Raw genomic sequence first — 26,730 nt, forward strand, 5'->3', positions numbered from 1 at the left:
AGTATAATAAGATAAGTAAATGAATTAGAATGGTGGTGAAAATCCAGGTAGCACTGGAGTGTATATGAAGGTTGAAATATTATGTGTAGGAACAGAATTATTGTTAGGAGATATTTTAAATACTAATGCCCAATTTTTAGCTAGAGAGTTTGCCGGTATGGGATTTTCTATGTATCATCAAACTGTGGTTGGAGATAATGTGGATAGGCTAAAAAAAGAATTTGAACTTGCAATTAATAGAGCAGATATTGTTATAACTACAGGGGGACTTGGCCCTACTAAAGATGATCTAACTAAAGAAACGGCAGCAGAGTATTTTAATAAGAAGCTTGTTTTTGACAAAGAATCCTATGATGAAATAGTTAAGTATTTTAATAAGCTAGGAAGAGAAATAAGCGAAAATAATAGAAAGCAGGCATATTTTCCTGATGGGTGTACTATATTAAAAAACGATTATGGCACAGCACCAGGATGCATAATTGATGAAAGTGGAAAGATAGTTATTTTATTACCAGGACCTCCAAGAGAAGTAGTGCCTATGTTTAAGAATTATGTAGTACCATATCTTAAAAAATATCAAAAGGAAGTTTTAGTCTCTAAAGTATTAAGAGTTACTGGAATAGGCGAGGGAAATGCAGCTGAGATGCTTAAGGACTTAATAGATAATCAAACTAATCCCACTATTGCACCTTATGCTAAAGAAAATGAAGTTACGTTTAGAATAACCGCTAAAGCTGAAAGTGAAAAAGAGGCTTTAAATCTTATAGAGCCTATGGAAAAGGCTGTAAAGCAGCGCCTTGGTGATAATGTGTATGGAGAAGGAGAAACATCACTAGAAGATGTAGTTGGGGCTATGCTTATACAAAAAAATCTTACTATAGCTACAGCTGAATCTTGTACAGGGGGACTTTTGGCAGGAAGATTTATAAATTATCCGGGAATATCAGAAGTGTTTATGGATGGAGCAGTTACATATAGTAATACTGCTAAAACCCATCGATTAGGAGTTAAAAAAGAAACCCTTGATAAATATGGTGCTGTAAGTAGCGAGACAGCAGCAGAGATGGCTCAAGGTATAGCAAAGACGTCAGGTACTGATATTGGTGTTTCTACAACAGGAATAGCTGGACCTGGGGGTGGGACAAAGGAAAAGCCTATTGGACTTGTCTATGCAGGTCTTTGTATAAAAGGAAAGGTAAAAACTAAAAAGTTTAATATTCCAGGTGACAGGCAAAGAGTGAGAAATAGGGTAGTAAACAATGTAATTGATTGGATTAGAAGAGAAATAAAAGATATGTAATCTATAGATTATGAAATATAAAACAATTAGGTAGCGATAAGCTGATGTAAGAAAACCATCATAAACTTATTGCTACTTTTTTATTTCAATAAATTCTATATTTTAAAGAATTATATCAAAATTTTACAAATAGTATACCATATGGTAAAATTGTGAGTATATATAATGCTGTGTATATGTAAGGGGGAGGACTGTACAATGGGATTGTATAATATCTTATCGTCTGGTGATAAAATAAAAAAAATCAGAACAAAATATGGATTTAATCAGGAGGAATTAGCAGGAAGTAGTATGACGCGTAATCTCATAAGTGAGATAGAACATAATAAGGTAAGGCTTACAGAATCTACAGCAGAGGCTATTGTTCAAAATTTAAATAAGTTAGCAGAAGCTAGAAAAATTAATGTTAACATAAGTGCTGAATATTTATTAGAGGATGAAATTTCACAGGCAAATAAAATATTGAAAGATTATATTAGTAAATTAAAGAAATATGTTAATTTGAATGACAACGATTTCCTTGAAACATTAAAAAAATGTGAAAATTTTCTTGTTGATTGGAATATTAAGGACAAAAAGATTATAGTATATGAACTTGCAGGGGATTATTTTTATTCTAAGAAGTATTTTGACAAAAGCATTTTGTATTATCAAAAAGCATTTGAAGCATATGATAAGGTTTGTTATGATATTCAGCTCTTGCGCATTTTAAGGAAAATGTCCAAAATATATATACTTTCAAAAAAATTTAATGAGGGTATAGAATGCTACGAATTTGCTATGAATCATTTTAAAAATATTCCTCAAAGTTACTTTGAAATATTTACATATAATAGTACCATATGTTATGAAGAGCTTGGTGATTATGATAAAGCTCTTGAAAATCTAGACAAAGTAGATAAATTACTTGATGAGAAGGATAATAGGCATTGTGATATTTTAATTAATAGATCAGATTGCTTTTTGAAAATGGGTGATTTTAAAAAGGCTCTGGATATATGTAAAATTGTTTCACAGAAAATAGGTGAAAATGAGTATTATAAAAAGGTTATAAACTCAACAAATTTAGTATGGATATATATTAAAACTAACGATAATAACATGATAAGTAAACAGCTAAAAATAATGGAAGATGATTTGATGCACATAGATAAAGAAAGTGATGGTATAGATTTAGTATATTTTTATGTTGGCAAGATATTTGAATGTTTGCATAAGAATAAAGAGGCTGAAAAGCATTATTTAGAATCACTTAAGTTTTCAAAGAAGTTTCAGAAGTATGATTTAGAGTGTAAGATATTAGGCCATTTGATAGATTTATATATAAGATCAAATGACTTAGAAAAAATAGAAAGTATAAAGAATCAGGTAATGATTCTTTCGAATCGTGAACTAAAAGTACCTAATGAGTTGTTATATAAATTGATTATATTCTATAGTAAGACTGCACAAAATGATAAGATTTTTGAAGTGTCAAATTTTGCACTTAATTTTAAAGCATAAATTCGTGTAAGATAGGTGCACTTATTTGAGTGTTTTTATACTAAAATGGAGATATTATAACTAATAATAAATTAATTTTACTGTCACAAAAAGACTATAGGTCAGTTGTTATTGACCTATAGTCTTTTTTGCTATTCGTTTTATTAAGAAAATGTAAGATTATTTTTCATGTAAATGTAAGACTGATTTATTAAACTTATAATCGAAGAAAAAATTGTAGGGGAAATGCAAGGAGGATGTATGGAGATTAGCGTCAGTAGTCAACAATTAATCAATGAAATCCTAGATAAGTTTATACGGGATATGAAGGAAATGGGATTTAATAATAGTGAAATAATAAAAAATACTATAAATAGTTTAAAAAAAATGGAGGCTTAAATTATGATAGAAGTAAAAAATGTTTCAAAGGTTTATAAAATGGGAAAAGAAATTGTAACAGCGCTTAATAATGTGAATCTTAAAATAGAAGATGGTGAATTTGTAGCTGTAGTTGGACCATCAGGCTCGGGAAAGTCAACTCTCATGCATCTTGTAGGAGGTCTTGATACTCCTACAAATGGAAATGTATTTGTTGATGGCAAGGACATAAGCAAGTTAAAGGACAAGGAAATGTCAAAGTACAGAAACAGAACTATTGGATTTGTATTTCAGGCATTTAATCTTGAAAATACGCAAACAGCTTTAGAAAATGTAATGATGCCTCTTATTTTTGCAGGTGTTAGTGGAAGGGCTAGATTGGAAAAGGCAAAAAAAGCTCTTGAGATGGTTGGACTAGGAGATAAAATGAAACATAAGCCGAATGAAATGTCAGGAGGCCAAAGGCAGAGAGTAAGTATTGCTAGAGCACTTGTAAATGAACCTCAAATAATATTTGCAGATGAGCCTACTGGAAATCTTGATTCTAAAAATGGTGCTCTTATAATGAAGCTTTTGGAAGATTTAAATGAAAAAGGCTATACCATAATCATGGTTACACATAATATGGAAGAGGCAAAGAAAGCTAAAAGGCTCATAAGAATAAAAGATGGACAGGTAGAGGAGGTTAATGAGGATGAAATTTAGAGATGGTCTTAGAATTGCACGAAGAGATCTTACTAGAAGGAAGGCTAGAACCTTTTGGACATCTTTGGCTATAGCTGTAGGAACTATGCTTATAGTAACTTTAGTTAGTCTTGGAACATCTGGAGAAAAGCTGGCACTTGGTAAGGTTGAAAACAGTTCTTCATTAAAGTTAATTAGTGTTATGAACTGGAAATACTATAATCAAGATGATAATGATATGAGCAGCATGGATTCAGAAGATATGTATAAAAAAATAGATGATGCGGCTGTGAAGAAAGTAAAAAAAATAGCTGGTACTGAATATGTAGGAGCTTATATATCTGCTGGTGTTGATGACATAAAAATTGATAATAAGGATAATAAAAATGCAACAAATATAATGGCACTATATAATAATGACAGTGATTTTTCAAAGACAAAAATAAATAGTGTTAGAAAAGACAATAAAAATGACAAGTTAACTCCAATTATTGCAGGAAGAAATTTAAATAGTTCAGATAAGGATGCTGTACTTGTTGGTAAGAAGTTTCTTAAAAATATGGGAATAAGTGATTATAAAAGTGTTGTTGGAAAAGAAATAGATTTAACAGAAAGCAAGACAGAAAATGAAAATATTAAAATGCCGCCACTTACTTTCAAGGGTAAAGTAGTTGGAATTATAAGTGATAAATTTGAAGCAGATAACCAAATAATTGGTTCAATTGAATTAACTAATAAAATAGCAAGTTATTTTTCACTTCAAGATGATTACTTAAAGAATACTGGATATGAGGGAATAAGTGTAGTAACTAAAGATACAAAGGATGTAGAAAATGTAGGAAATTCTATAAAAAATATAGGGTATTTTTATTCAAGCTATGCAGATATGGTTAAAACCAGTCAAAACTCATTTAAGATAATGGAAGCAATACTTGCAGTTTTAGGTATTATAGTACTTTTTGTTGCGGCTATTGGAACAGTTAATACAATGACAATGGTTATATATGAGAGAACTAAATATATAGGAATCATGAAATCTGTAGGTGCAAATAGAGGAGAAATTAGAAGTATATTTATATCTCAGGCTGGAATAATGGGTGTATTAGGAGGAATAATGGGACTTGTATTCAGCATAATAAATCTTAAAATATTTCAGTTTGGATTTAATCAATTTTTGCAAAGCAAGAAGATACAGGAAAATTTACAAATTGTAATGCCTCCATGGCTTTTTATTGGAACATTTGCTTTTTCAATTTTGATATCTGTAATTGCAGGGATGTATCCATCTGGAAAAGCCTCAAAAATGGATCCAGTAAATGCACTTAATTCTTAAAAGGAGGGTTAAATTAAATGAAATTATCAGATTGTATTAAAATGGCATTTAGTGATTTAGGGAAAAGAAAGTTTCGTACAATACTTACTTCATTTGGTATAGCTATAGGAACACTTTTAGTTATATTGATGGGCGGCTTTGGGCAGGGAGTGCAGCAAATAAGTATGGATCAGATGAAGCAGATGGATATGATGAGGTTAATTCAGATTCAGCCATATCAGTATACTGCACATAAGGCGGATAAGGGAAATTCGAATACAAAGGAAAAGAAGATAGATAAAGCTGCCATTGAAAAATTCAGTAAGATAAAAAATGTCTCAGGAATTCAGGCATATATAGACACAAATGTTTCTGAGGTTAAATTGGCAGATAAGACCTCTAAAAAGGTCAGATTTCAGGGGTATAATCTTGATTATAATATTTTTAATAAGGCAGAAGAAAATCAAAATAAAATGAATAAAGAAAAGACTAAAAAGTATGGTTATAAGCCTATTTATGCGGGTGAAAATATAAAAAAGAATGATAATAATTCTGTTCTTATAGGGAAAGTACTTTCAAGAAAATTGGGAATAAAGAATCCTAAAGATGCAGTTGGAAAAGAGATTGAGATTAAAGTTGCATTCCCAGAAATAGAAGGAGCACCACAAAAAGCGCCTCTTATTATGAAGGTTAAAGTAGCTGGTGTTGTAAACAATCTTTACAGTAATGGAGGGAATTGCATTACTGGTTCAGATGATATGGCAGCTAAAATTCAAGAGTACTATATGGACAGTAAAGACTATATAAATAATAAAGGCTACAGTCAAGTATGGGCAGAAGTAAAAGATATGAGTTCAGTTACAGAAGTCAGTAATAAAATTCAAAAAATTGGTTATTCATATAATGCTCAAGGCAGTTACGCAAAGCAGATGGATAATATGTATCTTATATTTAAGATTTTGTTAATAGCAGCAGGAGCAATAGTACTTTTAGTTGCATCTATAGGAGTTATAAATACTATGACTATGGCTGTACACGAAAAAACTAAAATGATTGGAATAATGAAAGCAGAGGGAGCTTCAAAGAAAAATATAAGAAGAATGTTTATAGTTCAGTCTGGTAGTCTTGGACTTTTAGGGGCGGCATTTGGTACTGTAATAGCAATAATTGCTGGAGCTGTTATAAACAAGTTACTTATTGTGTATAAGGTAAAAGGAATTGAAGAAGGCATGAAAATGGTAGATATAAGATTATCTATGATTCTATTTACAATACTATTTACAGTAATTGTTTCAATGCTGGCTGGATTCTTCCCTGCTAGAAAGGCAGCTAAATTAGATCCTGTTGATTCTCTTAGATGTGAATAATTAAAAATTAAGTAAATTGGCGGTGTGCTGATGGTAAGAGTAAAAAATAAGGGATTTATTATTCTTATAGTTATTGGGATTTTAGTTATAATATATTGTGGATTTTCTCATTTTAGACAAATGAGAAATTTAGGGGTAATAAGTAGAGCGGTTCAATATCTGAACAGTAGTTATAATAGGCAGAATAATTTAAATGCTGCAATAAAACTTAACAATGGAATAAGTGCTAATACATGTGTATATTTTGCATCCGGAGCATTACGTGAAGGAGGATTGAAAGTTCCAGAGGATACAGCTAATACGACTGAGCTTATAGCATTTTTGAAAAGAAAGGGATTTAAAAAAGATTATAACTTAGATAGACTTAGAGCAGGTGAAATATGTTTTACATCTGAGAGCGGTAATAAAGAAGAAACTCCAGATCACACATATATTTTTATAAGCTGGGTGGATTCAAGCCATGAAGATGCATATGTATGTGATAATCAAAAGAAGGATTATGGGGATTGCTATCATAAGAGGAATGTAAAGTATGAATCTAATGTTAATGGTCAAAAAAAGAGTAAAACTATATATTATATGAAATATTAATAAAAAAGTTAAGAATTATTTAAACAGAGGTCAATAGATATGCTTGTTGCCTCTGTTTAATTATTTTTGAACTAGTATGATTAACATAAATTTAACAGCGTATTATGTATGAATAAAATTGAACGCTGAAAATTAAAGTAGTACAATTAGAATATACTAAATTATCATTTGATAAAGATAATATAAAAATATAGAGTGATGGGGGAATGAGCTTTGATTAAAAACGTAGTATTTGATATTGGAAGTGTTCTTTTAAAATTTACTCCTATTGAATTTTTGAAAAGTAAGTATAATGATGACGATTTAGTTCAAAAATTGTACAAGAATATATTTGCAAGTAATGAATGGGTGGAACTTGATAGGGGAACAATTACATATGAAGATGCGATAAAAGAGTTTTGTAAACGTGATCCAGAGAACATGGAAGCGATAAAAAATGTTATGGATACTTGGCATGAAATGCATGTGCCTGTTGAAGGAACATCTGAATTTTTGAAAGCTCTTAAGAAAAAAGGATATAAGATATATTTATTGACTAATTATCATTTAAAGGCTTTTGAAATAATAAGTAGAAAATACGATTTTATAAGAAATGTTGATGGGGAAATTGTGTCAGCAAGGGTTAAACTTTTAAAACCAGATCCTGCTATATACAAGGCACTTGTTGACAAATATAACATAAAGCCGGAAGAGAGTGTATTTATTGACGATAGGGAGGAAAATGTAGAAGCAGCAAGAGAACTTGGATTCTATGGAATTGTGTTTAAGAATGCGGATGAACTAAAAAAAGAATTTAAGAAAGATGCAGCAATGTAAATTAAGTTTACACAAATTTTACATTTTTCTATAAAGGAAAAAAGCAAATAAAAAACTTTTAATATAAAGCTGTAATTACAGCCTATATAAGAAAAATTGAGACTTTTTATACAGTCTCAATTTTGTTTTTATATGTGGGATATTTAAATGAGAAAGCGGTTATTATTGACATTAATAAATTTTTTATATATACTTTGATTATCAAAATATTTGATAATCAATATAAAAAAGGAGCGGTTAAAATGAAATTACCTCCTTTAAAAATAGGAGATTTGCAGGCTGATATACCGATAATTCAAGGTGGTATGGGAGTTGGAATTTCAAGGTCAAGTCTTGCTGCTGCAGTTGCTAATTGTGGTGGTGTAGGGACAATTTCAGGTGTTCAAATAGGCTTTGATGAATCGGATTTTGAAACAAATACATTTAACGCGAATATAAGAGCACTTAAAAAACATATAAAAAGAGCTAAGGAAATGCAAAGCCGTGGAATTATTGGAGTTAATTTCATGGTTGCTATGAACGATTATGACAAGTATGTGAGAACGGCTGTTGATGCAGGAATTGATTTTATAGTATCAGGAGCAGGACTGCCTACTGTTTTACCTAAAATAGTTGAAGGCAGTAAAGTTAAAATTGCGCCTATTGTATCATCACCTAAAGCGGCTTCGGTAATATGCAAAATGTGGGATAGACATCATAATAGAATTCCAAACTTAATTGTAGTCGAAGGACCGGAAGCTGGAGGCCATTTAGGATTTAAAGTAAATGAAGTTAATGAGGGACATGAGGAAAAGCTTTCTGACATACTTCTTGGAGTACTTAAAGTTATAAAACCTTTTGAAGAAAAGTATAAAGTGAGAATACCTGTAGTCTGTGGAGGGGGAATTTTCTACGGAAGGGAAATTGCAGAGTATATAAAATTAGGTGCATCCGGAGTTCAAATGGCAACTAGATTTATAGCTACAGAAGAGTGTGATGCGGATATAAATTATAAAAATATGTATGTGAATTGTAAGAAAGAAGATATAAGAATTGTAAAAAGTCCTGTTGGAATGCCCGGAAGAGCAATAAAAAATAAGTTTATAGAAGATAAAGACAGGGAAAATATTTCTGTAACAAAATGCTACAATTGTTTAAAGCCATGTAATCCTAAGGATACGCCTTACTGTATTTCAAAGGCATTAATAAATGCAGTTAAGGGAAATATTGATGAGGCATTGTTATTTACAGGTGCTAAATCTTATAAGATAGATAAAATAGTTAAGGTTAAAGAGTTAATTAATGAATTGGTTACGGATGCAGAAAAAGAACTGTAAAACATTTAAAGTTTAACAATGAAATGAATGGTGATGAATGTGGATAGGACGATTGGTGTTATTAATGAAACTTTAGTTAAACTTTTTAATGATATTTTAACTATAGAACAGACTGCTTTAAAGCAAGGGGCACTTAGTGATATTTCTGTTACTGAAATACATACCATTGAAGCAATAGGGATGTATGTTCCTAGAACTATGTCTGAAGTTGCAGCTAAACTTGGAATTACTGTAGGTACATTAACAACTGCAATAAGTAATTTGGTAAAAAAAGGATACGTTAAAAGAGAACGATCAGAAGAGGATAGAAGAGTCGTTAAAATAGCTCTTACAAAAAGAGGAAAGCTTGCATATAGAATTCATGGCAAATTTCATTCTGATATGGTAAAGGAAACAGTACAAGGATTAAGTGAAGAAGAAGAAATAGTCCTTACTTCTGCACTTGAGAAATTGAACAAATTCTTTAGAGAAAAGTATAATATTAAAAATTGTAAGAAGGACTGATAAAGTGAATAACGTTGAAATCATAGGAACGGGTAGCTATGTTCCTGAAAGAATAGTTACTAACGATGACATCTCAAAAATAGTTGATACTAGTGATGAGTGGATATCCACACGAACGGGGATAAAACAAAGAAGAATATCTGTAGGTGAAAATACTTCTGAATTGGGAGCAAAAGCTGCTTTAAGGGCAATAAAGGATGCTAATATAAAACCGGAAGACATAGACTTAATAATAACAGCTACTACAAGTCCAGATACATTTACTCCATCAGTTTCTTGTCTTATTCAAGATAGAATAGGAGCTAAAAATGCTGCTTGCTTTGATGTAAGTGCAGCTTGTACTGGATTTATATTTGCCCTTAATACAGCTTCTCAATTTATAAAAACTGGTGAGTATAAAACTGTACTTGTAATAGGTGCAGAGGTTCTGTCAAAAATACTGGATTGGAAGGATAGAAATACTTGCGTACTATTTGGTGATGGTGCTGGTGCAGCTATTATAAGAAAAAGTGATAATGAGGGAATAGTCAAAGCTTACCTTGGTTCTGATGGAACTGGCAGGGAATTTTTATATTGCCATGCATCTAATGTAGATAATCCATTTGCCGCAAATGCTGAAAAGATTAATAGCAAGATTTCCATGAATGGAAAAGAAGTTTTTAAGTTTGCAGTTAAGGTTATGGTTAAATCAGTAAGAAAAATATTAGAAGATTGCAGTCTGAAAGCTGAAGATATTGATTATATTGTGCCACATCAGGCAAATATAAGAATAATAGATTTCGCAGCTAAGAAGCTAAATTTAAGCAAAGAAAAGTTTTTTACTAATTTACAGAATTACGGAAATACATCTGGAGCAAGTATACCAATTGCGTTAGATGAAATGAATAAAAAAGGAATTCTTAAAAAAGGAAATAAAATAGTTTTAGTTGGCTTTGGTGGAGGTCTTACATGGGGCTCTATGGTTATAAAATGGACTAAATAATATAATATTGGAATCATTTATATAGTGTAATTTCTAGGAGGATATTTATATGATATTCGATAAAGTGAAAAAGGTTATAGCAGATCAGATGGGAGTAAGTGAGGAATCTATAAAGCTTACAACATCTTTCGAGAAAGATTTAGATGCTGATTCATTGGATTTATTTCAAATAATAATTGATCTCGAAGAAGAGTTTAATATTCAAATAGAGGATGCAGAAAGTATTAAAACTGTTAAAGATGCGGTGGATTTTATTGAATCTAATGTGGGAAATAAAGAAAAATAACGAATGAAATATCTAGAAATATAGAATAAGGGTCATCGATTATTATAGTTAATTTAACTTGAAAATGTGTTAGAATGCTGCGATTTAGGGCATTATGATGTATGTATAAGTTAAATACTTGATTAGGAACCCTATATAGTGGGAGGCAAATAATGTTAAAATCTAATTTTTGTGATTTACTCGGAATTAAATATCCTATAATTCAAGGTGGTATGGCATGGGTAGCAGATAGTTCACTTGCAGCAGCGGTATCAAATGCGGGAGGACTTGGAATTATAGCAGCAGCAAATGCTCCAGTTGAGTATGTAAGGGAAGAAATAAGGAAAGCTAAGAAACTTACGGATAAGCCATTTGGAGTTAATATAATGCTCCTAAGTGATAATGCGGACGAAGTTGCAAAAATGGTTTGTGAGGAAGGTGTAAAAGTATTAACTACTGGGGCAGGTAATCCAGGAAAATATATAGAGATGTGGAAGGAACATGGCATTAAAGTTATTCCAGTTATTGCATCTGTAGCACTTGCAAGAAGGATGGAGAGATGTGGAGTAGATGCTGTAGTTGCTGAAGGTTGTGAGTCAGGCGGACACGTAGGCGAACTTACTACAATGGCATTAGTGCCACAGGTTGTTGATGCAGTTAATATACCAGTTATTGCAGCAGGTGGAATAGGTGATGGAAGAGGTGTTGTAGCAGCTTTCGCGCTTGGTGCTTCTGGAGTACAGGTTGGAACAAGATTTTTAGTAGCAAAGGAATGCACAGTTCATCAAAACTATAAAAATAAGGTTTTAAAAGCCAGGGATATAGATACTGAAGTTACAGGAAGAAGCACAGGTCATCCGGTCAGAGTTTTAAGAAATAAATTAGTAAGAAAATATAAGTTAATGGAAAAGGAAGGTGCACCTATTGAGGAAATGGAAGCACTAGGTAAAGGAGCACTTCCGAGAGCAGTAAAAGATGGCGATGTGGATAATGGTTCTGTTATGGCAGGACAAATTGCAGGACTTGTTAAAGAAGAAGAAACTTGTAATGAAATAGTAACAGGAATGTTTAAAGAAGCAGAACAAGTAATAGATATGATAAAGTAGGGAGTGTATTAATTGGGAAAGATCGCATTTGTTTTTTCAGGACAGGGAGCTCAGCATGTTGGTATGGGAAAAGATTTGTATGACAATTTTCAGTGCTCAAAAGAAATTTTTGACAAGGCAGATAAAGCACTTAATTTTAAGATAAGTGAATTATGTTTTGAAGGAAAAGCTGAAGAATTAAATTTAACTGAAAATACTCAGCCGGCTATTTTAATTACAAGTATAGCTGCAATGGAAGCTTTAAAGGAAGAAAAGGGAATAATACCTGATGTTGTTGCAGGGCTTAGTTTAGGAGAATATTCTGCTCATGTTTGTAGTGGTACTTTTAGTTTTGAGGATGCAGTTAAGCTTGTAAGAAAAAGAGGAAGGTATATGCAGGAGGCAGTACCAGTAGGAATTGGCACTATGGCAGCAATAATTGGCCTTGATAGTGAGACAGTTAATAGAGTATGCAATGAAGAATCGAAATCAGGGGTAGTAGAAGTAGCTAATTATAATTGCCCAGGACAGATTGTTATAGCAGGTGAGGTTAAAGCTGTTGAAAATGCTTGTGCTAAGCTCAAAGAATCCGGTGCAAGGAAAACAATAATGCTTTCAGTAAGTGGACCCTTTCATACATCAATGCTTAAAAGTGCTGCTGAAAAACTTGAAATTGAACTTGAAAATATAAATATTAATGATATGAAAGTTCCAGTTATAACGAATGTAACTGGAGATTATGTTAAAAATAAAGGTGAGGTTAAAGGATTATTAAAGAAACAGGTTATGAGTTCTGTTAGGTGGGAAGATACAATAAATAAGATGATAGATGATGGTGTTGACACATTTATAGAGCTTGGACCGGGTAGGACTTTAACTTCATTTATAAAGAAAATAAATAGAAAAATGACAACTTTTAATATAGAGAAATCTGAGGATTTAAGTAAAATTCAATTTTAGGAGGATATTATGGAAAAGTTACTATCCGGTAAGGTGGCAATTGTTACAGGTGCAGGTAGAGGTATTGGAAGAGAAATAGCATTAAAATTAGCTTCCGAGGGAGCCAATCTTATAGTTAATTACAGGAATAGTGAAAAAGAGACTCAAGAACTTATAAGTGAAATAGAAAAGCTTGGTTCTAAAGCGATAGCTGTAAAAGCAGATGTAAGTAAATTTGATGAGACCGAAAACATCATTAAAAAAGCTGTAGAGGAATTTGGAACTGTTGATATTCTAGTAAATAATGCAGGTATTACAAGAGATAATCTTGTATTAAGAATGAAAGAAGAAGATTTTGACAGCGTAATAAACGTAAATTTAAAGGGAGCTTTTAATTGCATAAAACATGCAAGTCGCATAATGTTCAAAAAACGAACTGGTAGAATAATAAATATATCATCAGTTATAGGAATTGTAGGAAATGTAGGGCAAATTAACTATTCTGCAGCAAAAGCAGGAATAATAGGAATGACAAAATCTGCTGCAAAAGAATTTTCAAGCAGAAATATTACGGTTAATGCTATAGCACCTGGAATCATTAAAAGTGATATGACAGATGCACTTACAGATAAACAAAGAGAAGCTGCATTATCAGTAGTTCCACTTAAGAGAATAGGAGAACCAGCTGACGTTGCTAATCTTGTGGTATTTTTAGCTTCAGACTTTTCATCATATATAACAGGTCAAGTTATAAACGTAGATGGCGGAATGGTAATGTAAATTATATTGTAAAGGAAGGTGCACGTAATGAATAGAAGAGTTGTTATAACAGGCATGGGTGCAATAACACCAGTTGGAAATAGTACTGATAGCTTCTGGAATTCCATTAAGGAAGGAAAATGTGGGATAGATTTCATAAAAGCTTTTGATGCAGAGGATTTTAAAGTTAAATTAGCAGCAGAGGTTAAGGATTTTAATCCTGAAGATTATATTGATAGAAGAGAAGCTAATAGAATGGATAGATTCTCGCAATTTGCTATAGCTGCATCAGAAGAGGCAGTTAAGGATTCAAAGCTTGATATAGATAGTTTGGATAAAAATAGATTTGGTGTTATTGTAGGTTCAGGTATAGGTGGAATTGCAACTATAGAAAAACAAAATGAAAAATTATTAGCAAAAGGACCTAATAGAGTATCGCCAATGACAATACCAATGATTATTGCAAATATGGCATCAGGAAATTTGGCTATAAAATATGGAGCAAAGGGAATATGTACTACAATAGTAACAGCATGTGCTTCTTCTAATAATGCTATTGGAGAGGCTTTCAGAAATATAAAATTTGGTTATACAGATGTAATGATAACTGGCGGCAGTGAAGCAGGAGTCACACCTCTCTCACTTGCAGGTTTTGCATCTATGAAGGCTGTAACTAAAAGTGAAGATCCTAATAGAGCATCTATTCCATTTGATAAGGATAGAAGTGGCTTTGTAATGGGAGAAGGTTCAGGAATACTTATTCTTGAAGAATTGGAACATGCACTTAAAAGAGGAGCAAAAATATATGCAGAAGTAGCAGGCTATGGAGCTACTTGTGATGCATATCATATAACTTCACCAGCACCAAATGGAGAAGGTGGAGCAAGAGCTATGAAGCTTGCAATGGATGAAGACAACGCAAAACCGGAGGATATTTCATATATAAATGCTCATGGAACAAGTACAGCATATAATGATAGTTTTGAAACTCAGGCTATTAAAACTGTTTTAGGGGATTATGCTTATAAAGTTCCTGTAAGTTCAACAAAATCAATGACAGGTCATTTACTTGGAGCTGCAGGTGCAGTAGAAGCAATAATTTGTGCTAAGGCAATAGAAGAAGGATTTATCCCTCCAACAATAGGATATAAGGAAAAAGATCCTGAATGTGATCTTGATTATGTACCTAATAAAGGAAGAAAATTAGAAGTTAATTATGCATTATCTAATTCCCTTGGTTTTGGGGGACATAATGCTACAATTCTGTTTAAAAAGTATAAATAGAGTAATAATTAGTAATTGAGAAGGAAGTGTTTTAAGACATGGACTATGCATCAATAGAAAAGCTTGTAAAAACAATAGATAATTCCGGACTTACATATTTTCAGGTAGAGTCAAACGGAACAAAGATAACTATAAAAAAGGGCAGCAATAACGATGAGGGTGAAAACACTATAGCTAATTCAAATGCAGCACAAAGTGGTTTAACTACTGCAGCTGCTCAAGATAATGTCCAAAATAATGTAGAAAGCATTGCTACAAAGGAAGAAGTTAAGCAAGACGACCCTAATGTGAAGGTAGTAACTTCACCTATTGTTGGTACATTTTATCAATCTTCAGCAGCAGATGCAGAGCCTTTTGTAAAAGTGGGATCTAAGGTTAAAAAAGGCCAGACTTTATGCATAATTGAAGCTATGAAACTTATGAACGAGATACAATCAGAATATGATGGTGAAATTGTAGAAGTTCTTGCTCAAAATGAGGAAATGGTTGAGTATGGCAAGGAATTATTTAAAATAGCTGTTAAATAATAAATTTGGTGGTGATTAAATGGGTTTAAATATAGAGCAAATAATGGAAATTATTCCACATAGATATCCAATGCTTTTAATAGATAGGGTTGAAGAAATTGAACCAGGAAAGAAAGCAGTTGGATATAAAAATGTGACAATGAATGAACAAATTTTTCAGGGACATTATCCTGGAAAACCAATAATGCCTGGCGTCCTAATGGTTGAGGCCTTGGCTCAACTTGGTGCTGTTACAATTTTAACTTTAGACAAATATAAGGGAAAGAAACCTATACTTGGCTCTATAAAAAATGCTAAATTTAGAAGAATGGTAGTTCCAGGCGATGTTTTAAAGCTAGAAATTGAAATAGTTAAGGTAAAAGGACCAGCTGGAATAGGAAAAGGATTAGCGACAGTTAATGGTGAAAAAGCAGTAGAAGCTGAGATTACATTTATGATTGTTTAGTTTATAATAAATTCATGGGACTGCTGCGCTAAATAGAAAATATACAGCAGTCTCTTCAGTAACAGGAAATGGAGAGAATGATATGATAAATAAAATTTTAATTGCTAATAGAGGTGAAATAGCAGTTAGAATAATAAGAGCATGTAGAGAAATGGGCATAGAGACAGTAGCTATTTACTCTGAGGCAGATAGAGAATCAATGCATGTGTATCTTGCGGATGAAGCAATTTGTGTTGGACCAGCTAAATCGCAAGATAGTTATCTTAATATGGGCAACATAATAAGTGCAACTGTTCTTACAAAAGCACAGGCTATACATCCTGGCTTTGGATTTTTATCCGAGAATGGTAAGTTTGCCAAGATGTGCAATGAATGTAATATAACTTTTATAGGACCTGATGCAGAGACCATTGAAAATATGGGAAATAAAGCGAAGGCAAGAGAAATGATGATAAAGGCTGGAGTCCCTGTGGTTCCAGGCTGTGAAGGTACTATTGATAGTGAAGAAGAAGCTTTAAAGGAAGCCAAAAGGATAGGATATCCTGTTATGCTTAAGGCTTCAGCAGGCGGTGGCGGAAGAGGAATTAGAATTGTAAGAGAAGAAAAAGATCTTATAAATGCTTTTAGAAATGCTAAAAGTGAAGCTAAAGCCGCATTTGGCGATGATACTATGTATATGGAAAAATTCATAGAAGAACCTAGACATATAGAATTTCAGATACTTGGAGATTCCTTTGGAAATGTAGTTTACCTTGGTGAAAGGGACTGCTCTATACAAAGAAGAAATCAAAAAGTTTTGGAAGAAGCACCATCTCCTGTTATGAATGAAGAACTTAGACATGAAATGGGTGAAGCAGCAGTAAGGGCAGCTAAAGCAGTAAACTATAAAAATGCCGGTACTATAGAATTTTTACTTGATAAGCATGGTAATTATTACTTTATGGAAATGAACACTAGAATACAAGTAGAGCATGGTATTACAGAAATGGTTACAGGTGTTGACTTAATTAAGGAGCAAATAAAAATAGCAGCAGGAGAAAAGTTATCATTTAAGCAGAGTGACATAGAAATTAGAGGGCACGCCATAGAGTGCAGGATAAATGCGGAGAATCCTGAGAAAAACTTTATGCCATCACCTGGTGAAATTAAATATTTTCATGTTCCAGGGGGACCTGGTGTAAGGCTTGATAGTGCTGCTTATACAGGATATACAATACCACCTAATTATGATTCTATGATTGGAAAGCTTATTGCTTATGGTAGAGATAGAAAAGAAGCCATAAATATAATGGAAAGAGCTCTCGGAGAATTTATAATTGATGGTGTTAATACTAATATAGATTTTCAATATGATTTAGTAAATAATAAGAAGTTTATTTCTGGAGACTATAATACAAGTTTTATAGAAAAAGAATTGAAATACTAAAAGATCATATAGGAAGGGGGTATAAGTATGGCACTGTTTAAGAAAAGGAAATATATAACTGTAAGTAGTAAGAAACTAGAAAATGACGCACAAAATCAACCCACGATACCAGATGGAATGTGGATAAAATGCTCAAAGTGCGGCAAGATTTTATATAAAAGTGATGTTGATGAAAATTTAAAGGTTTGTCCTAATTGCAATGCTCATCTTAGAATGAATGCTTGGGAAAGAATAAAACTTGTAATTGATGAAGGAACATTTAAAGAATTTGATGAGAATATGGAACCAGCAAACCCTTTAGATTTTCCAGGATATAAAGATAAGATAAAGAAAATGCAGGATAAAACTGGCTTAAAAGAAGGCGTAGTAACTGGATTTGGCAATATAAATGGGTATAAAACAATTATTGCTGTAATGGATAGTAATTTTATGATGGGAAGTATGGGGTCTGTAGTTGGAGAAAAGATAACAAGAGCTATAGAAAAAGCAACTGAGAAAAAACTTCCAATAATAATTTTTACTACATCAGGTGGTGCAAGAATGCAGGAGGGCATGTTTTCCTTAATGCAGATGGCTAAAACAAGTGCAGCACTTGCAAAGCACAATGAAGCAGGTCTTCTTTATATTTCAGCACTGACAGATCCAACAACGGGTGGGGTTACAGCAAGTTTTGCAATGCTTGGAGATATAATAATATCTGAACCTAAAACTCTTATTGGCTTTGCAGGTAGAAGAGTTATAGAACAAACAATAAATCAGAAACTTCCTTCTGATTTTCAAACTTCAGAGTTCCTATTTAAACATGGATTTATAGATATGATAGTAGAAAGAAAAAATCTAAAAAATACATTAGGAAATATTTTGAGAATGCATAGTTAGGAGGTGCGCTATATGATAGATAATTCAAAGGAATTAACTCCATGGGAAAAACTTACTATGGCTAGAATGATAGAGAGACCGACTTCTCTCGATTATATAAATTTGATTTTTGATTCTTTTATGGAGTTTCACGGTGACAGAGCATTTGGTGATGATGCTGCAATTGTTGGTGGAATTGCAGAATTTAATGGAATACCTGTTACAGTAATAGGACAGCAAAAAGGTAGAGATACAAGTGAAAATATAAAAAGAAATTTTGGAATGCCAAGCCCGGAAGGTTATAGAAAAGCTTTAAGACTTATGAAGCAAGCTGAAAAATTTAATAGACCTCTTATATGTTTTGTAGATACATCTGGAGCATATTGTGGTGTTGAAGCAGAAGAAAGAGGACAGGGAGAGGCAATTGCTAAGAATTTAATAAATATGTCTAACCTTAAAGTGCCAATAATATCTATTGTTATAGGTGAAGGTGGAAGCGGTGGCGCACTTGCAATGGCTGTAGCTGACAAAGTCTGGATGCTTGAAAACTCTGTATATTCGCTCCTTTCACCAGAAGGTTTTGCAAGCATATTGTGGAAAGATGCAGGTAGAGCAAAGGAAGCTGCTGAAGTTATGAAAATAACAGCGGATGATCTTAAAAATTATGAAATAATAGATAAGGTCATAAAAGAACCTGAAGGTGGAGCACAAAACGATATAAAATTGGTTGCTGATTCTATAAAGGAAAATTTAGAGGTTGCAATTTCAGAATTAGCTAGTAAATCTAAAGATGACTTAATAGAGGATAGATATAATAAATTTAGGAAGATTGGAAAGTTTATAGAATAATTAATTATGAAAATTAGCTGTGAATATATGATGGCTAATTTTTTTGTTTCACATTTTAAAGATATTGTGGCATCCAAAGTTGAACATTTATACTTAAAAATATATAATTAAATATGATTGTAATTTTAGTTGTACCAAAGATTATATTGGGTACAAATTTTAGAAATGAGTGATTTCATGGGAAAAGTTTTGGTGGTTTCTGAAAAACCATCTGTTGGAAGAGATATAGCTAGGGTATTAAATTGTAAAACTAGAGGTGAAGGTTGCCTTATAGGAAATAAATATATTGTAGCCTGGGCAGTAGGACATTTAGTGACATTATGGGAACCGGAAGAGTATAATCCTATTTATAAAAAATGGAGATTTGATACTTTGCCAATGATACCTAAAGTTATGAAAATAAAACCTATAGATAGTACAAAGAAACAGTTTAATATACTTAAAAAGTTAATGAATAGCGATGAAATAACCTCTCTTATATGTGCAACTGATGCGGGAAGAGAAGGAGAGCTTATTTTTAGATATACTTATGAAGCAGCAGGATGCAACAAACCGTTTAATAGATTGTGGATATCAAGTATGACAGATGAAGCTATAAAAGAAGGTTTTGAAAGTATAAAACCTGGAGTAGAATATGATAACCTCTATTATTCGGCAAAATGCAGATCTGAAGCCGATTGGCTTGTTGGAATGAATGCAAGCCGTGCATATACATTAAAATATAATGTTCTTTTAAGTGTTGGAAGGGTGCAAACACCTACACTTGCTATAATGACAGAAAGACAAAAAGAAATAGACAACTTTAATCCAAAGGATTACTGGGAAGTAATTGCTAAGTTTGATGGATTTAAAGGAACATGGTTTGATAAAGAAACAAATGAAACTAAAATAATGAGTATGAAGAAGGCTCAGGAAATTTCAGATAAAGTAAATAAGAAAACTGGCAAAGTAATAAAGGTTGAAAATAACAAGAAAAAACAAGTACCTCCTCTCTTATATGATTTAACTGAGCTTCAAAGGGATTGTAATAAAAAATTTGGATTTTCAGCTCAAAAAACTTTGGACATTATTCAAAATTTATATGAAAAAAGAAAGATGGTTACATATCCTAGAACGGATAGCAGATATTTGAGCCATGATATGCCAGACAAGGTGAAGAGCACCATAGCAAAGCTTAATATTGAGCCATACAGAGAATTTTCAAAAAATCTTTTGAGTATGAAAAAATTGCCTTTTACTAAGAGGATTATAGATGATTCTAAGGTTACAGATCATCATGCTATAATACCTACTGATGTAAGACCAAATATTAGTAGCCTTACTAAAGATGAATTTAAAGCTTATGATCTTATAGTAAAAAGATTTATGTGTGTATTTTATCCTAATTATGAATATACAATAACTAAAATTACCACCGAGGTTTGTGAAGAACACTTTTTGACAAGAGGAAAAACTATATTAAAGTTAGGTTGGATGGAATTTTATAAAGATGATAGCAAATCTAAAAAGAATGATGATGATGAACTTCCAAAACTTAAAAAGAATGATGATGTAGAGGTTAAAGAAACTGAAATTCAGCAGAAGAAAACTAAACCTCCAAGTGCATATAATGAAGCATCACTTCTTTCTGCTATGGAAAATGCAGGGCGTTTTGTTGAAGACGAAGAACTTAGAGAGCAACTCAAAGAAGGTGGAATTGGGACACCAGCAACAAGAGCTGCAATAATTGAAAGACTAATAAGTGTTGGATATATAAAAAGAAAAGGTAAGACACTTCAACCAACAGACAAAGGTATGAAACTTATAGAAATTGTTCCACCAGAATTAAAGTCACCTGAAACTACAGGAAGATGGGAAAAAGGACTTACTTCAATTGCAAGGGGGAAAATGGCATCTGAAAGATTTATGCAGAGCATTCAAAGATATGTAAGGTACATAATACAAGAATCAGCTAAGGTAAATAGATCAATTGTATTTGAAGATAATGGTCAAAAAAAATCACCACGAAATAAAAAGCCTGTAGAAGTCTTGGGAAAATGTCCATTATGTAAAAATGGTGATATTTTAGAAAATTCAAAGGCGTTTTATTGTAGTAATTGGAAGGCTGGATGTAAATTTACATCATGGAAAAATGCTTTAGCATCTTATGGAATAGAGGTTAATAAAGAACTTATAAAAGCACTACTTAAGGAAGGAACTTTAAGCAATGTATTTGGCATGAAACCTAATACTAAAGAAAAAACGGTATATACGCTTAAGATCAATAAGTATGGTGCGGTTATTGCCAAGGAACAGTAGTAAAAATAAATTACAATATAAAAGCACATTGTAATTTAAAAAGGTGTATATTATAATAACTGTGAAGGATTGCTCATAAGGTACTAAATTAGGTACTTGTGAGATTAAGAAGCAAGTAATTTTTTAATGTTATGGCGTTTTGCAAACAAACGCCTATTGAATATTAAATTAAATAAGGAGATTATATGAGTTCACTATTTGAAAAAATTGAAGTTACAGATTTAAGACCTATCAGAGAAATAGTGTTTGAAAGATTAAGAAAGGCAATTATTGATGGCGATCTTGAACCAGGAGATAGACTTGTTGAAACTTATATAGCAGAAAACATGGGAGTTAGTAGAACACCTGTTAGAGAAGCTTTTAGACAATTAGAGATAGAAGGCTTGGCTGAAAATATTCCCAGAAAAGGAACTATTGTTAGGGGAATATCAAAAGAGGATATTATGGAAATCTACCAAATTAGAGAAGTGCTTGAGGGGTTAGCATTTAGATTAGCATGTTCTAATATATCTGAAGCACAAATAGCAAAATTAAAAGAAAAAATTTGCAAAATGGATCAGTATATGGATGATGAAAATATTGCTCAATACTGGGTAGTACATGGAGAATTTCACGATATCATATTACACTTAACTGGTAATAAAAGACTTATAGAGCAAATGAAACAAATTTATCAATATTTATCAAAATTGAGAGAAGCTACTTTGGTTATGAATAAAAGAAGACATCAAGCTATGAAGGAGCACAAAGATCTTATAGAAGCTTTTGAAAAAAAAGATGAAAAGTTAGCTGAAAAAATAGGTAGAGAACATACTATAAATGCTAAGAAATTTATTGAAAAAGAAGTTCATTTGTTTTAAACTTCAAACTTATTTTTGCTACATTTTTATAATTAAGTTAATGAAAAGATTCATTATGGATCATGTTGAAGTAAATTGTTAAATCAAAAATAAGATTTTAGCTAGTATAAGAGTCATCTTTAAACTGCAAATAAGTAGTTTAAAGATGATTCTTATTTATATTTTCACTAAATATAGGTTCTAACTAAAAACAACTTATAATTAAAACATAATAACAAAATTGTTTGAAAAATACTGAGGTTAAAACTTATTAAAAGTTTTAACTTGCTGAAAATTGTTGATATGTGGTTAGCATAAGCTATTTTTAATTTTTTAATTTTATAAATATTTAAATGATTTAAAAAAAACGGTTGCAAAACTTTTTAATATGTATTATTATAAAAATATGACATAAAGCAATTTGTGTTTGGGTTTTATTTACCATTGTATACAGGTATACATGTATACCTGTATACGGAGAAAAGGTATACAATTGCAAGTAAAAAAGTTATATAAATGTTCTATATTGAAGACAAATTAAAAAAAGAATTAGATATAACAATATATTATGATAATCAGCATAGTACTTTATATCATAAATAATATTGTTTACAAAGGAGGTGATTGCAGCGGAATACCTTAGTTTACAAGAAGAAATAATAGATAGCAGAGATTTAAAAAGATTGCAAGAAGTAGAACAATTTCTTTTAAAACAGGGATTGCGATTCGATAAAAATGTGGAATATACAATTGCAATATATGAAGAAGATAAAATAATTGGTACTGGTTCTTTTGAAGGTAGAATTTTAAAATGTATAGCTGTAGATGGCAGATACAGGGGTATGGGGATTTCAAACAAAATAATATCCCAATTGGTATCAGAAGAGTATAGACGTGGGAACAGTCATATTTTTATTTATACAAAGCCTAAGAATTATAAAATGTTTAGTGATATGGGATTTTATAAAGTGGCCCAGGTTACGGACAAGGTTCTTCTGCTGGAAAATGACCCTTTAGGTATATATAAATTTGTAGAAAAGTTAAAAAGGAAGAAGGTAGAGGGGAGAGTAGTTTCAGCTCTTGTCATGAACTGCAATCCTTTTACCTTGGGTCATAAGTATTTGATTGAAAAGGCTTCTAGAGAAAGCGATGTAGTTCATGTATTTATAGTATGGGAGAACAAATCGGTTTTCCCATCTGATGTAAGATACAAGCTAGCGAGAAAGGGAGTGCAGCATTTAAACAATGTAGTATTTCATAAAGGTGAAGATTATGTAATTTCAAGTGCAACTTTTCCATCTTATTTTATAAAAAAGCAGAATGAGGTAGCTAGGATACAGTCTTTACTGGATGTACAAATCTTTATCAAATACATAATACCTGCTTTAGGTATTACTAGAAGATATGTAGGAGAAGAGCCCTTTTGTGATGTTACTAGAACCTACAATAATGTGATGAAAGAAATTCTTCCGACTCGTGGTATAGAAATTATGGAAATTTCAAGGCTTAGTATAAATGAAGAAGTGATTAGTGCATCAAAAGTAAGAAAGTTGATAAAAGAGAAGAAACTTTTATATGTAAAGGATTTAGTACCAGATACTACTTACAGATTTTTGTGCTCAAAAGAGGCATTACCAATAATTAATAAAATTCAAAATAAATAAAATTTAATATAGGAGGTCTACTTATGGAAATAAAAAAAGCTGCGATGGCAGGAACATTTGAGTCCAGTGATATTACGATATCAGTACAGCCTAATCCAAAGAATGAGGTGGTTATAAAATTAAAAAGTTCTGTGGAGAAGCAATTTGGGGATCAAATAAAAAAAGTTATAATGGACACTTTAAAGAAATTAGATGTAAAAAGTGCTATTGTAGGTGCTAATGATAAAGGAGCTTTAGATTGTGTCATAAAAGCAAGGGTACAAGCTGCAGTTATGAGGGCAGCAGGAGAAACAAAATTCAACTGGGAGGTGGAAAAGTAATGTACAAGTTAAGAAGAACAATGATGTATGTACCAGGAAACAATCCAGGAATGGTTAAGGATGCGCATATATATGGAGCAGACTCTTTAATGTTTGATTTAGAGGATTCAGTAGCTCTAAATGAAAAGGATACAGCTAGATTTTTAGTATACAATGCATTAAAATCTATAGATTACGAAGGCACAGAAACAGTAGTAAGAATAAATGGTCTTGATACACCTTTTGGTATGGAAGATTTAGAGGCAATAGTAAGGGCACAACCTGATGTTATAAGGCTTCCGAAGACAGAATGTGCACAAGATGTTATAGATGTAGAAAAAGAAATAGAAAGAATTGAAAAACAATCAGGAATACCTGTTGGAAAGACAAAAATTATGGCAGCTGTTGAAAGTGCTATAGGAGTTATGAATGCCTATGAGATAGCTACAGCAAGTGAGAGACTTATGGGAATAGCAATAGGGGCAGAAGATTATGTTACAAATTTAAAGACAACTCGTTCTTTAGATGGAATAGAGCTTCTTGCAGGAAGAAGCCATGTATTATTAGCGGCTAGAGCAGCAGGAATATATGCTTTTGACACAGTATTTTCTGATGTAAATAATGAAGAAGGATTTATAAATGAAGTAAAACTTATAAAACAGTTGGGATTTGACGGAAAGTCCGTAATAAACCCAAGGCAAATTGCTCCTGTCCATAAGATATATACACCTTCACAAAAAGAAATAGATAAATCCATTCGTGTTATAAGAGCCGCAAAAGACGCTGCAGAAAAAGGATCTGGAGTAGTTTCCCTAAACGGAAAAATGGTAGATAAGCCTATTATAGAACGTGCACAGAGAGCTTTGATGTTAGCAGAAGCTTCAGGCATATGTGTAAGTGAAGGAGGAGAGGACATTGACTAAGAATAAAATAGGAAGAGAAATACCAGAGTATATCGAGGGAATTGGAAAGCTAGTACCTTATGGAGGGCCGTTTGATTTTAAACCAACAAAGAAGAAATTTGCAAGAAAAATATCCAGTATAAAACCTGGAGAGAGTAAAATGCTTGAGAGTATAAAAGAAGCTGTAATAAAGACGGGGCTAAAGGATGGTATGACAATATCATTTCATCACCACTTTAGAGCTGGAGATTATGTATTAAATATGGTGTTGGATGTTATAGCTGAAATGGGAATAAAGAACTTAACTTTAGCATCAAGTTCTTTAAGTAGTGTCCATGAACCAGTAATTGAACACATAAAAAATGGTGTCGTTACTAAAATTATAACCAGTGGTGTTAGAGGACCACTTGCAGAAGCTATATCAAATGGAATTTTAGATACACCTATTATAATACGTTCCCATGGTGGAAGAGCAAGAGCTATAGAAGCGGGAGATTTAAAAATAGATGTAGCATTTTTAGGTGTGCCTAGTTGTGATGACTATGGAAATGCTAATGGATATACAGGAAAATCCATTTGTGGTTCACTAGGATATGCCAAAATAGATGCAGAGTATGCAGACAAAGTAGTACTTATTACAGACAATTTGGTACCATATCCAAATGTACCCGCAAGTATAGAACAAAATAATGTAGATTATGTAGTTAAGGTAGATGCAATTGGAGATCCTAAGGGAATAGCATCTGGGGCAACAAGATATACAAAAAATCCAAGAGAACTTTTGATTGCACAGTATGCAGCAGATGCAATTGAAGCTTCAGGATACTTTGTTCCAGGATTTTCAATTCAGAGTGGTTCTGGTGGAGCATCTCTTGCAGTAGCAAGATTTTTAAAGGAAAAGATGATAGAAAAAAATATTAAAGCTAGTTTTGCATTAGGTGGAATTACAGGTCAATTTGTAGAAATGCAAAAAGAAGGTCTTATTTCAAAAATCTGTGACGTTCAGAGCTTTGATTTAATAGCAGCAAAATCTATAGGAGAAAATCCAGATCATTATGAAATAAGTTCATCTCTATATGCAAATCCACATAATAATGGATGTATTTCTAATAAGCTAGATATAGTTATATTAAGTGCTTTGGAAGTAGATACAGATTTCAATGTCAATGTAATTACAGGTTCAGATGGAGTAATTAGAGGAGCATCAGGTGGACACTGTGATACTGCGGCAGGAGCAAAATTTGCGATGATAGTTTGCCCACTTATCAGAGGTAGGATACCTACTGTTGTGAAGAAAGTAAATACTGTAATAACTCCAGGAGAAACAATAGATGTAGTAGTTACAGACAGAGGGATAGCAGTAAATCCGCTTAGAAAAGATTTACTTGAAAAATTTAAGAAGGCAAAGCTTCCGGTATGTACCATAGAAGAGTTAAGAGAAAAGGCAGAAGAAATTACAGGAAAGCCTAAGGCTATTGAATATGGGAACAAGATTGTTGGTGTAGTTGAATATAGAGATGGCACTATTATCGATGTTATAAAGGAAGTAAAATAGTATA

The 26,730-nt window shown here is 32.2% G+C and carries 27 protein-coding genes; all 27 read left to right on the forward strand.

What is annotated here, in order from left to right; genetic code table 11:
* The first annotated feature begins 64 nt into the window (after positions 1 to 64).
* The 27 genes from BEE63_RS10775 (at position 65) to citF (ending at position 26,726) form a co-directional block, all read left to right on the forward strand.
* Positions 65 to 1,300 (forward strand): competence/damage-inducible protein A, encoded by a 1,236-nt coding sequence (locus BEE63_RS10775; RefSeq protein WP_066021384.1) that lies wholly within the window; start codon positions 65 to 67, stop codon positions 1,298 to 1,300.
* A 198-nt stretch (positions 1,301 to 1,498) separates the two neighbouring features.
* Positions 1,499 to 2,803 carry a helix-turn-helix transcriptional regulator gene (locus BEE63_RS10780; RefSeq protein WP_066021385.1) on the forward strand — a complete coding sequence of 435 codons (1,305 nt, stop codon included), beginning with the start codon at positions 1,499 to 1,501 and terminating at the stop codon, positions 2,801 to 2,803.
* A gap of 240 nt (positions 2,804 to 3,043) precedes the next feature.
* On the forward strand, positions 3,044 to 3,181 hold the full coding sequence (locus BEE63_RS21680; RefSeq protein ID WP_157797109.1) for a hypothetical protein: 138 nt from the start codon (positions 3,044 to 3,046) through the stop codon (positions 3,179 to 3,181).
* A gap of 3 nt (positions 3,182 to 3,184) precedes the next feature.
* Entirely contained in the window at positions 3,185 to 3,865 is a 681-nt protein-coding gene (locus BEE63_RS10785; protein WP_066021386.1) for an ABC transporter ATP-binding protein, read from the forward strand.
* Positions 3,855 to 5,177 carry an ABC transporter permease gene (locus BEE63_RS10790; RefSeq protein ID WP_066021387.1) on the forward strand — a complete coding sequence of 441 codons (1,323 nt, stop codon included), beginning with the start codon at positions 3,855 to 3,857 and terminating at the stop codon, positions 5,175 to 5,177. The genes BEE63_RS10785 and BEE63_RS10790 overlap by 11 nt, the downstream gene beginning before the upstream one ends.
* A 17-nt stretch (positions 5,178 to 5,194) precedes the next feature.
* The gene (locus BEE63_RS10795; RefSeq protein ID WP_066021388.1) at positions 5,195 to 6,523 is read left to right on the forward strand and encodes an ABC transporter permease; all 1,329 of its coding nucleotides are present in this window, start codon (positions 5,195 to 5,197) and stop codon (positions 6,521 to 6,523) included.
* Between the two features lie 30 nt (positions 6,524 to 6,553).
* Positions 6,554 to 7,114 (forward strand): hypothetical protein, encoded by a 561-nt coding sequence (locus BEE63_RS10800; RefSeq protein WP_066021389.1) that lies wholly within the window; start codon positions 6,554 to 6,556, stop codon positions 7,112 to 7,114.
* A gap of 213 nt (positions 7,115 to 7,327) precedes the next feature.
* Positions 7,328 to 7,930 carry an HAD family hydrolase gene (locus tag BEE63_RS10805; protein WP_066021390.1) on the forward strand — a complete coding sequence of 201 codons (603 nt, stop codon included), beginning with the start codon at positions 7,328 to 7,330 and terminating at the stop codon, positions 7,928 to 7,930.
* A gap of 242 nt (positions 7,931 to 8,172) precedes the next feature.
* Positions 8,173 to 9,246 carry an NAD(P)H-dependent flavin oxidoreductase gene (locus BEE63_RS10810; protein ID WP_066021391.1) on the forward strand — a complete coding sequence of 358 codons (1,074 nt, stop codon included), beginning with the start codon at positions 8,173 to 8,175 and terminating at the stop codon, positions 9,244 to 9,246.
* Between the two features lie 33 nt (positions 9,247 to 9,279).
* Positions 9,280 to 9,750 carry a MarR family winged helix-turn-helix transcriptional regulator gene (locus tag BEE63_RS10815; protein ID WP_066021392.1) on the forward strand — a complete coding sequence of 157 codons (471 nt, stop codon included), beginning with the start codon at positions 9,280 to 9,282 and terminating at the stop codon, positions 9,748 to 9,750.
* Positions 9,751 to 9,754: 4 nt separating this feature from the next.
* Positions 9,755 to 10,732, forward strand: coding sequence for a beta-ketoacyl-ACP synthase III (locus tag BEE63_RS10820; RefSeq protein WP_066021393.1), 978 nt, complete (start codon positions 9,755 to 9,757; stop codon positions 10,730 to 10,732).
* A gap of 49 nt (positions 10,733 to 10,781) precedes the next feature.
* The gene (gene acpP / locus BEE63_RS10825) at positions 10,782 to 11,018 is read left to right on the forward strand and encodes an acyl carrier protein (protein WP_066021394.1); all 237 of its coding nucleotides are present in this window, start codon (positions 10,782 to 10,784) and stop codon (positions 11,016 to 11,018) included.
* Between the two features lie 152 nt (positions 11,019 to 11,170).
* Positions 11,171 to 12,103: an enoyl-[acyl-carrier-protein] reductase FabK gene (gene fabK, locus BEE63_RS10830; RefSeq protein WP_066021395.1), complete on the forward strand. Its 933-nt coding sequence runs from the start codon at positions 11,171 to 11,173 to the stop codon at positions 12,101 to 12,103.
* 12 nt (positions 12,104 to 12,115) lie between these two features.
* Positions 12,116 to 13,042, forward strand: a complete 927-nt coding sequence (fabD, locus tag BEE63_RS10835) for an ACP S-malonyltransferase (protein ID WP_066021396.1) — start codon at positions 12,116 to 12,118, stop codon at positions 13,040 to 13,042.
* Positions 13,043 to 13,051: 9 nt separating this feature from the next.
* On the forward strand, positions 13,052 to 13,801 hold the full coding sequence (gene fabG, locus BEE63_RS10840; RefSeq protein ID WP_066021397.1) for a 3-oxoacyl-[acyl-carrier-protein] reductase: 750 nt from the start codon (positions 13,052 to 13,054) through the stop codon (positions 13,799 to 13,801).
* A gap of 27 nt (positions 13,802 to 13,828) precedes the next feature.
* Positions 13,829 to 15,064, forward strand: coding sequence for a beta-ketoacyl-ACP synthase II (fabF, locus tag BEE63_RS10845; RefSeq protein WP_066021398.1), 1,236 nt, complete (start codon positions 13,829 to 13,831; stop codon positions 15,062 to 15,064).
* Between the two features lie 38 nt (positions 15,065 to 15,102).
* Positions 15,103 to 15,591 (forward strand): acetyl-CoA carboxylase biotin carboxyl carrier protein, encoded by a 489-nt coding sequence (gene accB / locus BEE63_RS10850; RefSeq protein ID WP_066021399.1) that lies wholly within the window; start codon positions 15,103 to 15,105, stop codon positions 15,589 to 15,591.
* Between the two features lie 19 nt (positions 15,592 to 15,610).
* A complete protein-coding gene (fabZ, locus tag BEE63_RS10855) occupies positions 15,611 to 16,036 on the forward strand; it encodes a 3-hydroxyacyl-ACP dehydratase FabZ (RefSeq protein ID WP_066021400.1) in 426 nt (141 codons plus the stop codon).
* An 82-nt stretch (positions 16,037 to 16,118) separates the two neighbouring features.
* Positions 16,119 to 17,462: an acetyl-CoA carboxylase biotin carboxylase subunit gene (locus BEE63_RS10860; protein ID WP_066021401.1), complete on the forward strand. Its 1,344-nt coding sequence runs from the start codon at positions 16,119 to 16,121 to the stop codon at positions 17,460 to 17,462.
* Between the two features lie 27 nt (positions 17,463 to 17,489).
* Positions 17,490 to 18,341, forward strand: a complete 852-nt coding sequence (accD, locus tag BEE63_RS10865; RefSeq protein WP_066021402.1) for an acetyl-CoA carboxylase, carboxyltransferase subunit beta — start codon at positions 17,490 to 17,492, stop codon at positions 18,339 to 18,341.
* Between the two features lie 15 nt (positions 18,342 to 18,356).
* Positions 18,357 to 19,169, forward strand: coding sequence for an acetyl-CoA carboxylase carboxyltransferase subunit alpha (locus BEE63_RS10870; protein WP_066023214.1), 813 nt, complete (start codon positions 18,357 to 18,359; stop codon positions 19,167 to 19,169).
* Positions 19,170 to 19,334: 165 nt separating this feature from the next.
* Complete coding sequence (locus BEE63_RS10875) at positions 19,335 to 21,467, forward strand: DNA topoisomerase III (protein ID WP_242874781.1); 2,133 nt, start codon at positions 19,335 to 19,337, stop codon at positions 21,465 to 21,467.
* 185 nt (positions 21,468 to 21,652) lie between these two features.
* Positions 21,653 to 22,327, forward strand: a complete 675-nt coding sequence (locus BEE63_RS10880; protein ID WP_066021404.1) for a GntR family transcriptional regulator — start codon at positions 21,653 to 21,655, stop codon at positions 22,325 to 22,327.
* A gap of 584 nt (positions 22,328 to 22,911) precedes the next feature.
* Positions 22,912 to 23,970 carry a [citrate (pro-3S)-lyase] ligase gene (gene citC, locus BEE63_RS10885; protein WP_242874782.1) on the forward strand — a complete coding sequence of 353 codons (1,059 nt, stop codon included), beginning with the start codon at positions 22,912 to 22,914 and terminating at the stop codon, positions 23,968 to 23,970.
* 23 nt (positions 23,971 to 23,993) lie between these two features.
* Positions 23,994 to 24,290, forward strand: a complete 297-nt coding sequence (gene citD / locus BEE63_RS10890; RefSeq protein WP_066021405.1) for a citrate lyase acyl carrier protein — start codon at positions 23,994 to 23,996, stop codon at positions 24,288 to 24,290.
* Positions 24,290 to 25,192 (forward strand): citrate (pro-3S)-lyase subunit beta, encoded by a 903-nt coding sequence (citE, locus tag BEE63_RS10895; protein WP_066021406.1) that lies wholly within the window; start codon positions 24,290 to 24,292, stop codon positions 25,190 to 25,192. Before citD ends, citE begins: the two co-directional genes overlap by 1 nt.
* On the forward strand, positions 25,185 to 26,726 hold the full coding sequence (gene citF / locus BEE63_RS10900; protein ID WP_066021407.1) for a citrate lyase subunit alpha: 1,542 nt from the start codon (positions 25,185 to 25,187) through the stop codon (positions 26,724 to 26,726). Before citE ends, citF begins: the two co-directional genes overlap by 8 nt.
* The last annotated feature ends 4 nt before the right edge of the window (positions 26,727 to 26,730 follow it).

The organism is Clostridium pasteurianum (assembly GCF_001705235.1).
Classification (GTDB): domain Bacteria; phylum Bacillota; class Clostridia; order Clostridiales; family Clostridiaceae; genus Clostridium_S; species Clostridium_S pasteurianum_A.

Excerpts from the sequence above, each read along its gene's own strand:
- fabZ (WP_066021400.1), top strand. The coding sequence starts at position 15,611 with ATGGGTTTAAATATAGAGCAAATAATGGAAATTATTCCACATAGATAT.
- BEE63_RS10815 (WP_066021392.1), top strand. The coding sequence starts at position 9,280 with ATGAATGTGGATAGGACGATTGGTGTTATTAATGAAACTTTAGTTAAA.
- BEE63_RS10875 (WP_242874781.1), top strand. The coding sequence starts at position 19,335 with ATGAGTGATTTCATGGGAAAAGTTTTGGTGGTTTCTGAAAAACCATCT.
- BEE63_RS10785 (WP_066021386.1), top strand. The coding sequence starts at position 3,185 with ATGATAGAAGTAAAAAATGTTTCAAAGGTTTATAAAATGGGAAAAGAA.
- BEE63_RS10860 (WP_066021401.1), top strand. The coding sequence starts at position 16,119 with ATGATAAATAAAATTTTAATTGCTAATAGAGGTGAAATAGCAGTTAGA.
- BEE63_RS10790 (WP_066021387.1), top strand. The coding sequence starts at position 3,855 with ATGAAATTTAGAGATGGTCTTAGAATTGCACGAAGAGATCTTACTAGA.
- BEE63_RS10775 (WP_066021384.1), top strand. The coding sequence starts at position 65 with ATGAAGGTTGAAATATTATGTGTAGGAACAGAATTATTGTTAGGAGAT.
- BEE63_RS10780 (WP_066021385.1), top strand. The coding sequence starts at position 1,499 with ATGGGATTGTATAATATCTTATCGTCTGGTGATAAAATAAAAAAAATC.
- BEE63_RS10810 (WP_066021391.1), top strand. The coding sequence starts at position 8,173 with ATGAAATTACCTCCTTTAAAAATAGGAGATTTGCAGGCTGATATACCG.
- BEE63_RS10880 (WP_066021404.1), top strand. The coding sequence starts at position 21,653 with ATGAGTTCACTATTTGAAAAAATTGAAGTTACAGATTTAAGACCTATC.
- acpP (WP_066021394.1), top strand. The coding sequence starts at position 10,782 with ATGATATTCGATAAAGTGAAAAAGGTTATAGCAGATCAGATGGGAGTA.
- BEE63_RS21680 (WP_157797109.1), top strand. The coding sequence starts at position 3,044 with ATGGAGATTAGCGTCAGTAGTCAACAATTAATCAATGAAATCCTAGAT.
- fabK (WP_066021395.1), top strand. The coding sequence starts at position 11,171 with ATGTTAAAATCTAATTTTTGTGATTTACTCGGAATTAAATATCCTATA.
- accD (WP_066021402.1), top strand. The coding sequence starts at position 17,490 with ATGGCACTGTTTAAGAAAAGGAAATATATAACTGTAAGTAGTAAGAAA.
- citD (WP_066021405.1), top strand. The coding sequence starts at position 23,994 with ATGGAAATAAAAAAAGCTGCGATGGCAGGAACATTTGAGTCCAGTGAT.
- citE (WP_066021406.1), top strand. The coding sequence starts at position 24,290 with ATGTACAAGTTAAGAAGAACAATGATGTATGTACCAGGAAACAATCCA.
- BEE63_RS10795 (WP_066021388.1), top strand. The coding sequence starts at position 5,195 with ATGAAATTATCAGATTGTATTAAAATGGCATTTAGTGATTTAGGGAAA.
- fabG (WP_066021397.1), top strand. The coding sequence starts at position 13,052 with ATGGAAAAGTTACTATCCGGTAAGGTGGCAATTGTTACAGGTGCAGGT.
- accB (WP_066021399.1), top strand. The coding sequence starts at position 15,103 with ATGGACTATGCATCAATAGAAAAGCTTGTAAAAACAATAGATAATTCC.
- fabF (WP_066021398.1), top strand. The coding sequence starts at position 13,829 with ATGAATAGAAGAGTTGTTATAACAGGCATGGGTGCAATAACACCAGTT.
- BEE63_RS10800 (WP_066021389.1), top strand. The coding sequence starts at position 6,554 with ATGGTAAGAGTAAAAAATAAGGGATTTATTATTCTTATAGTTATTGGG.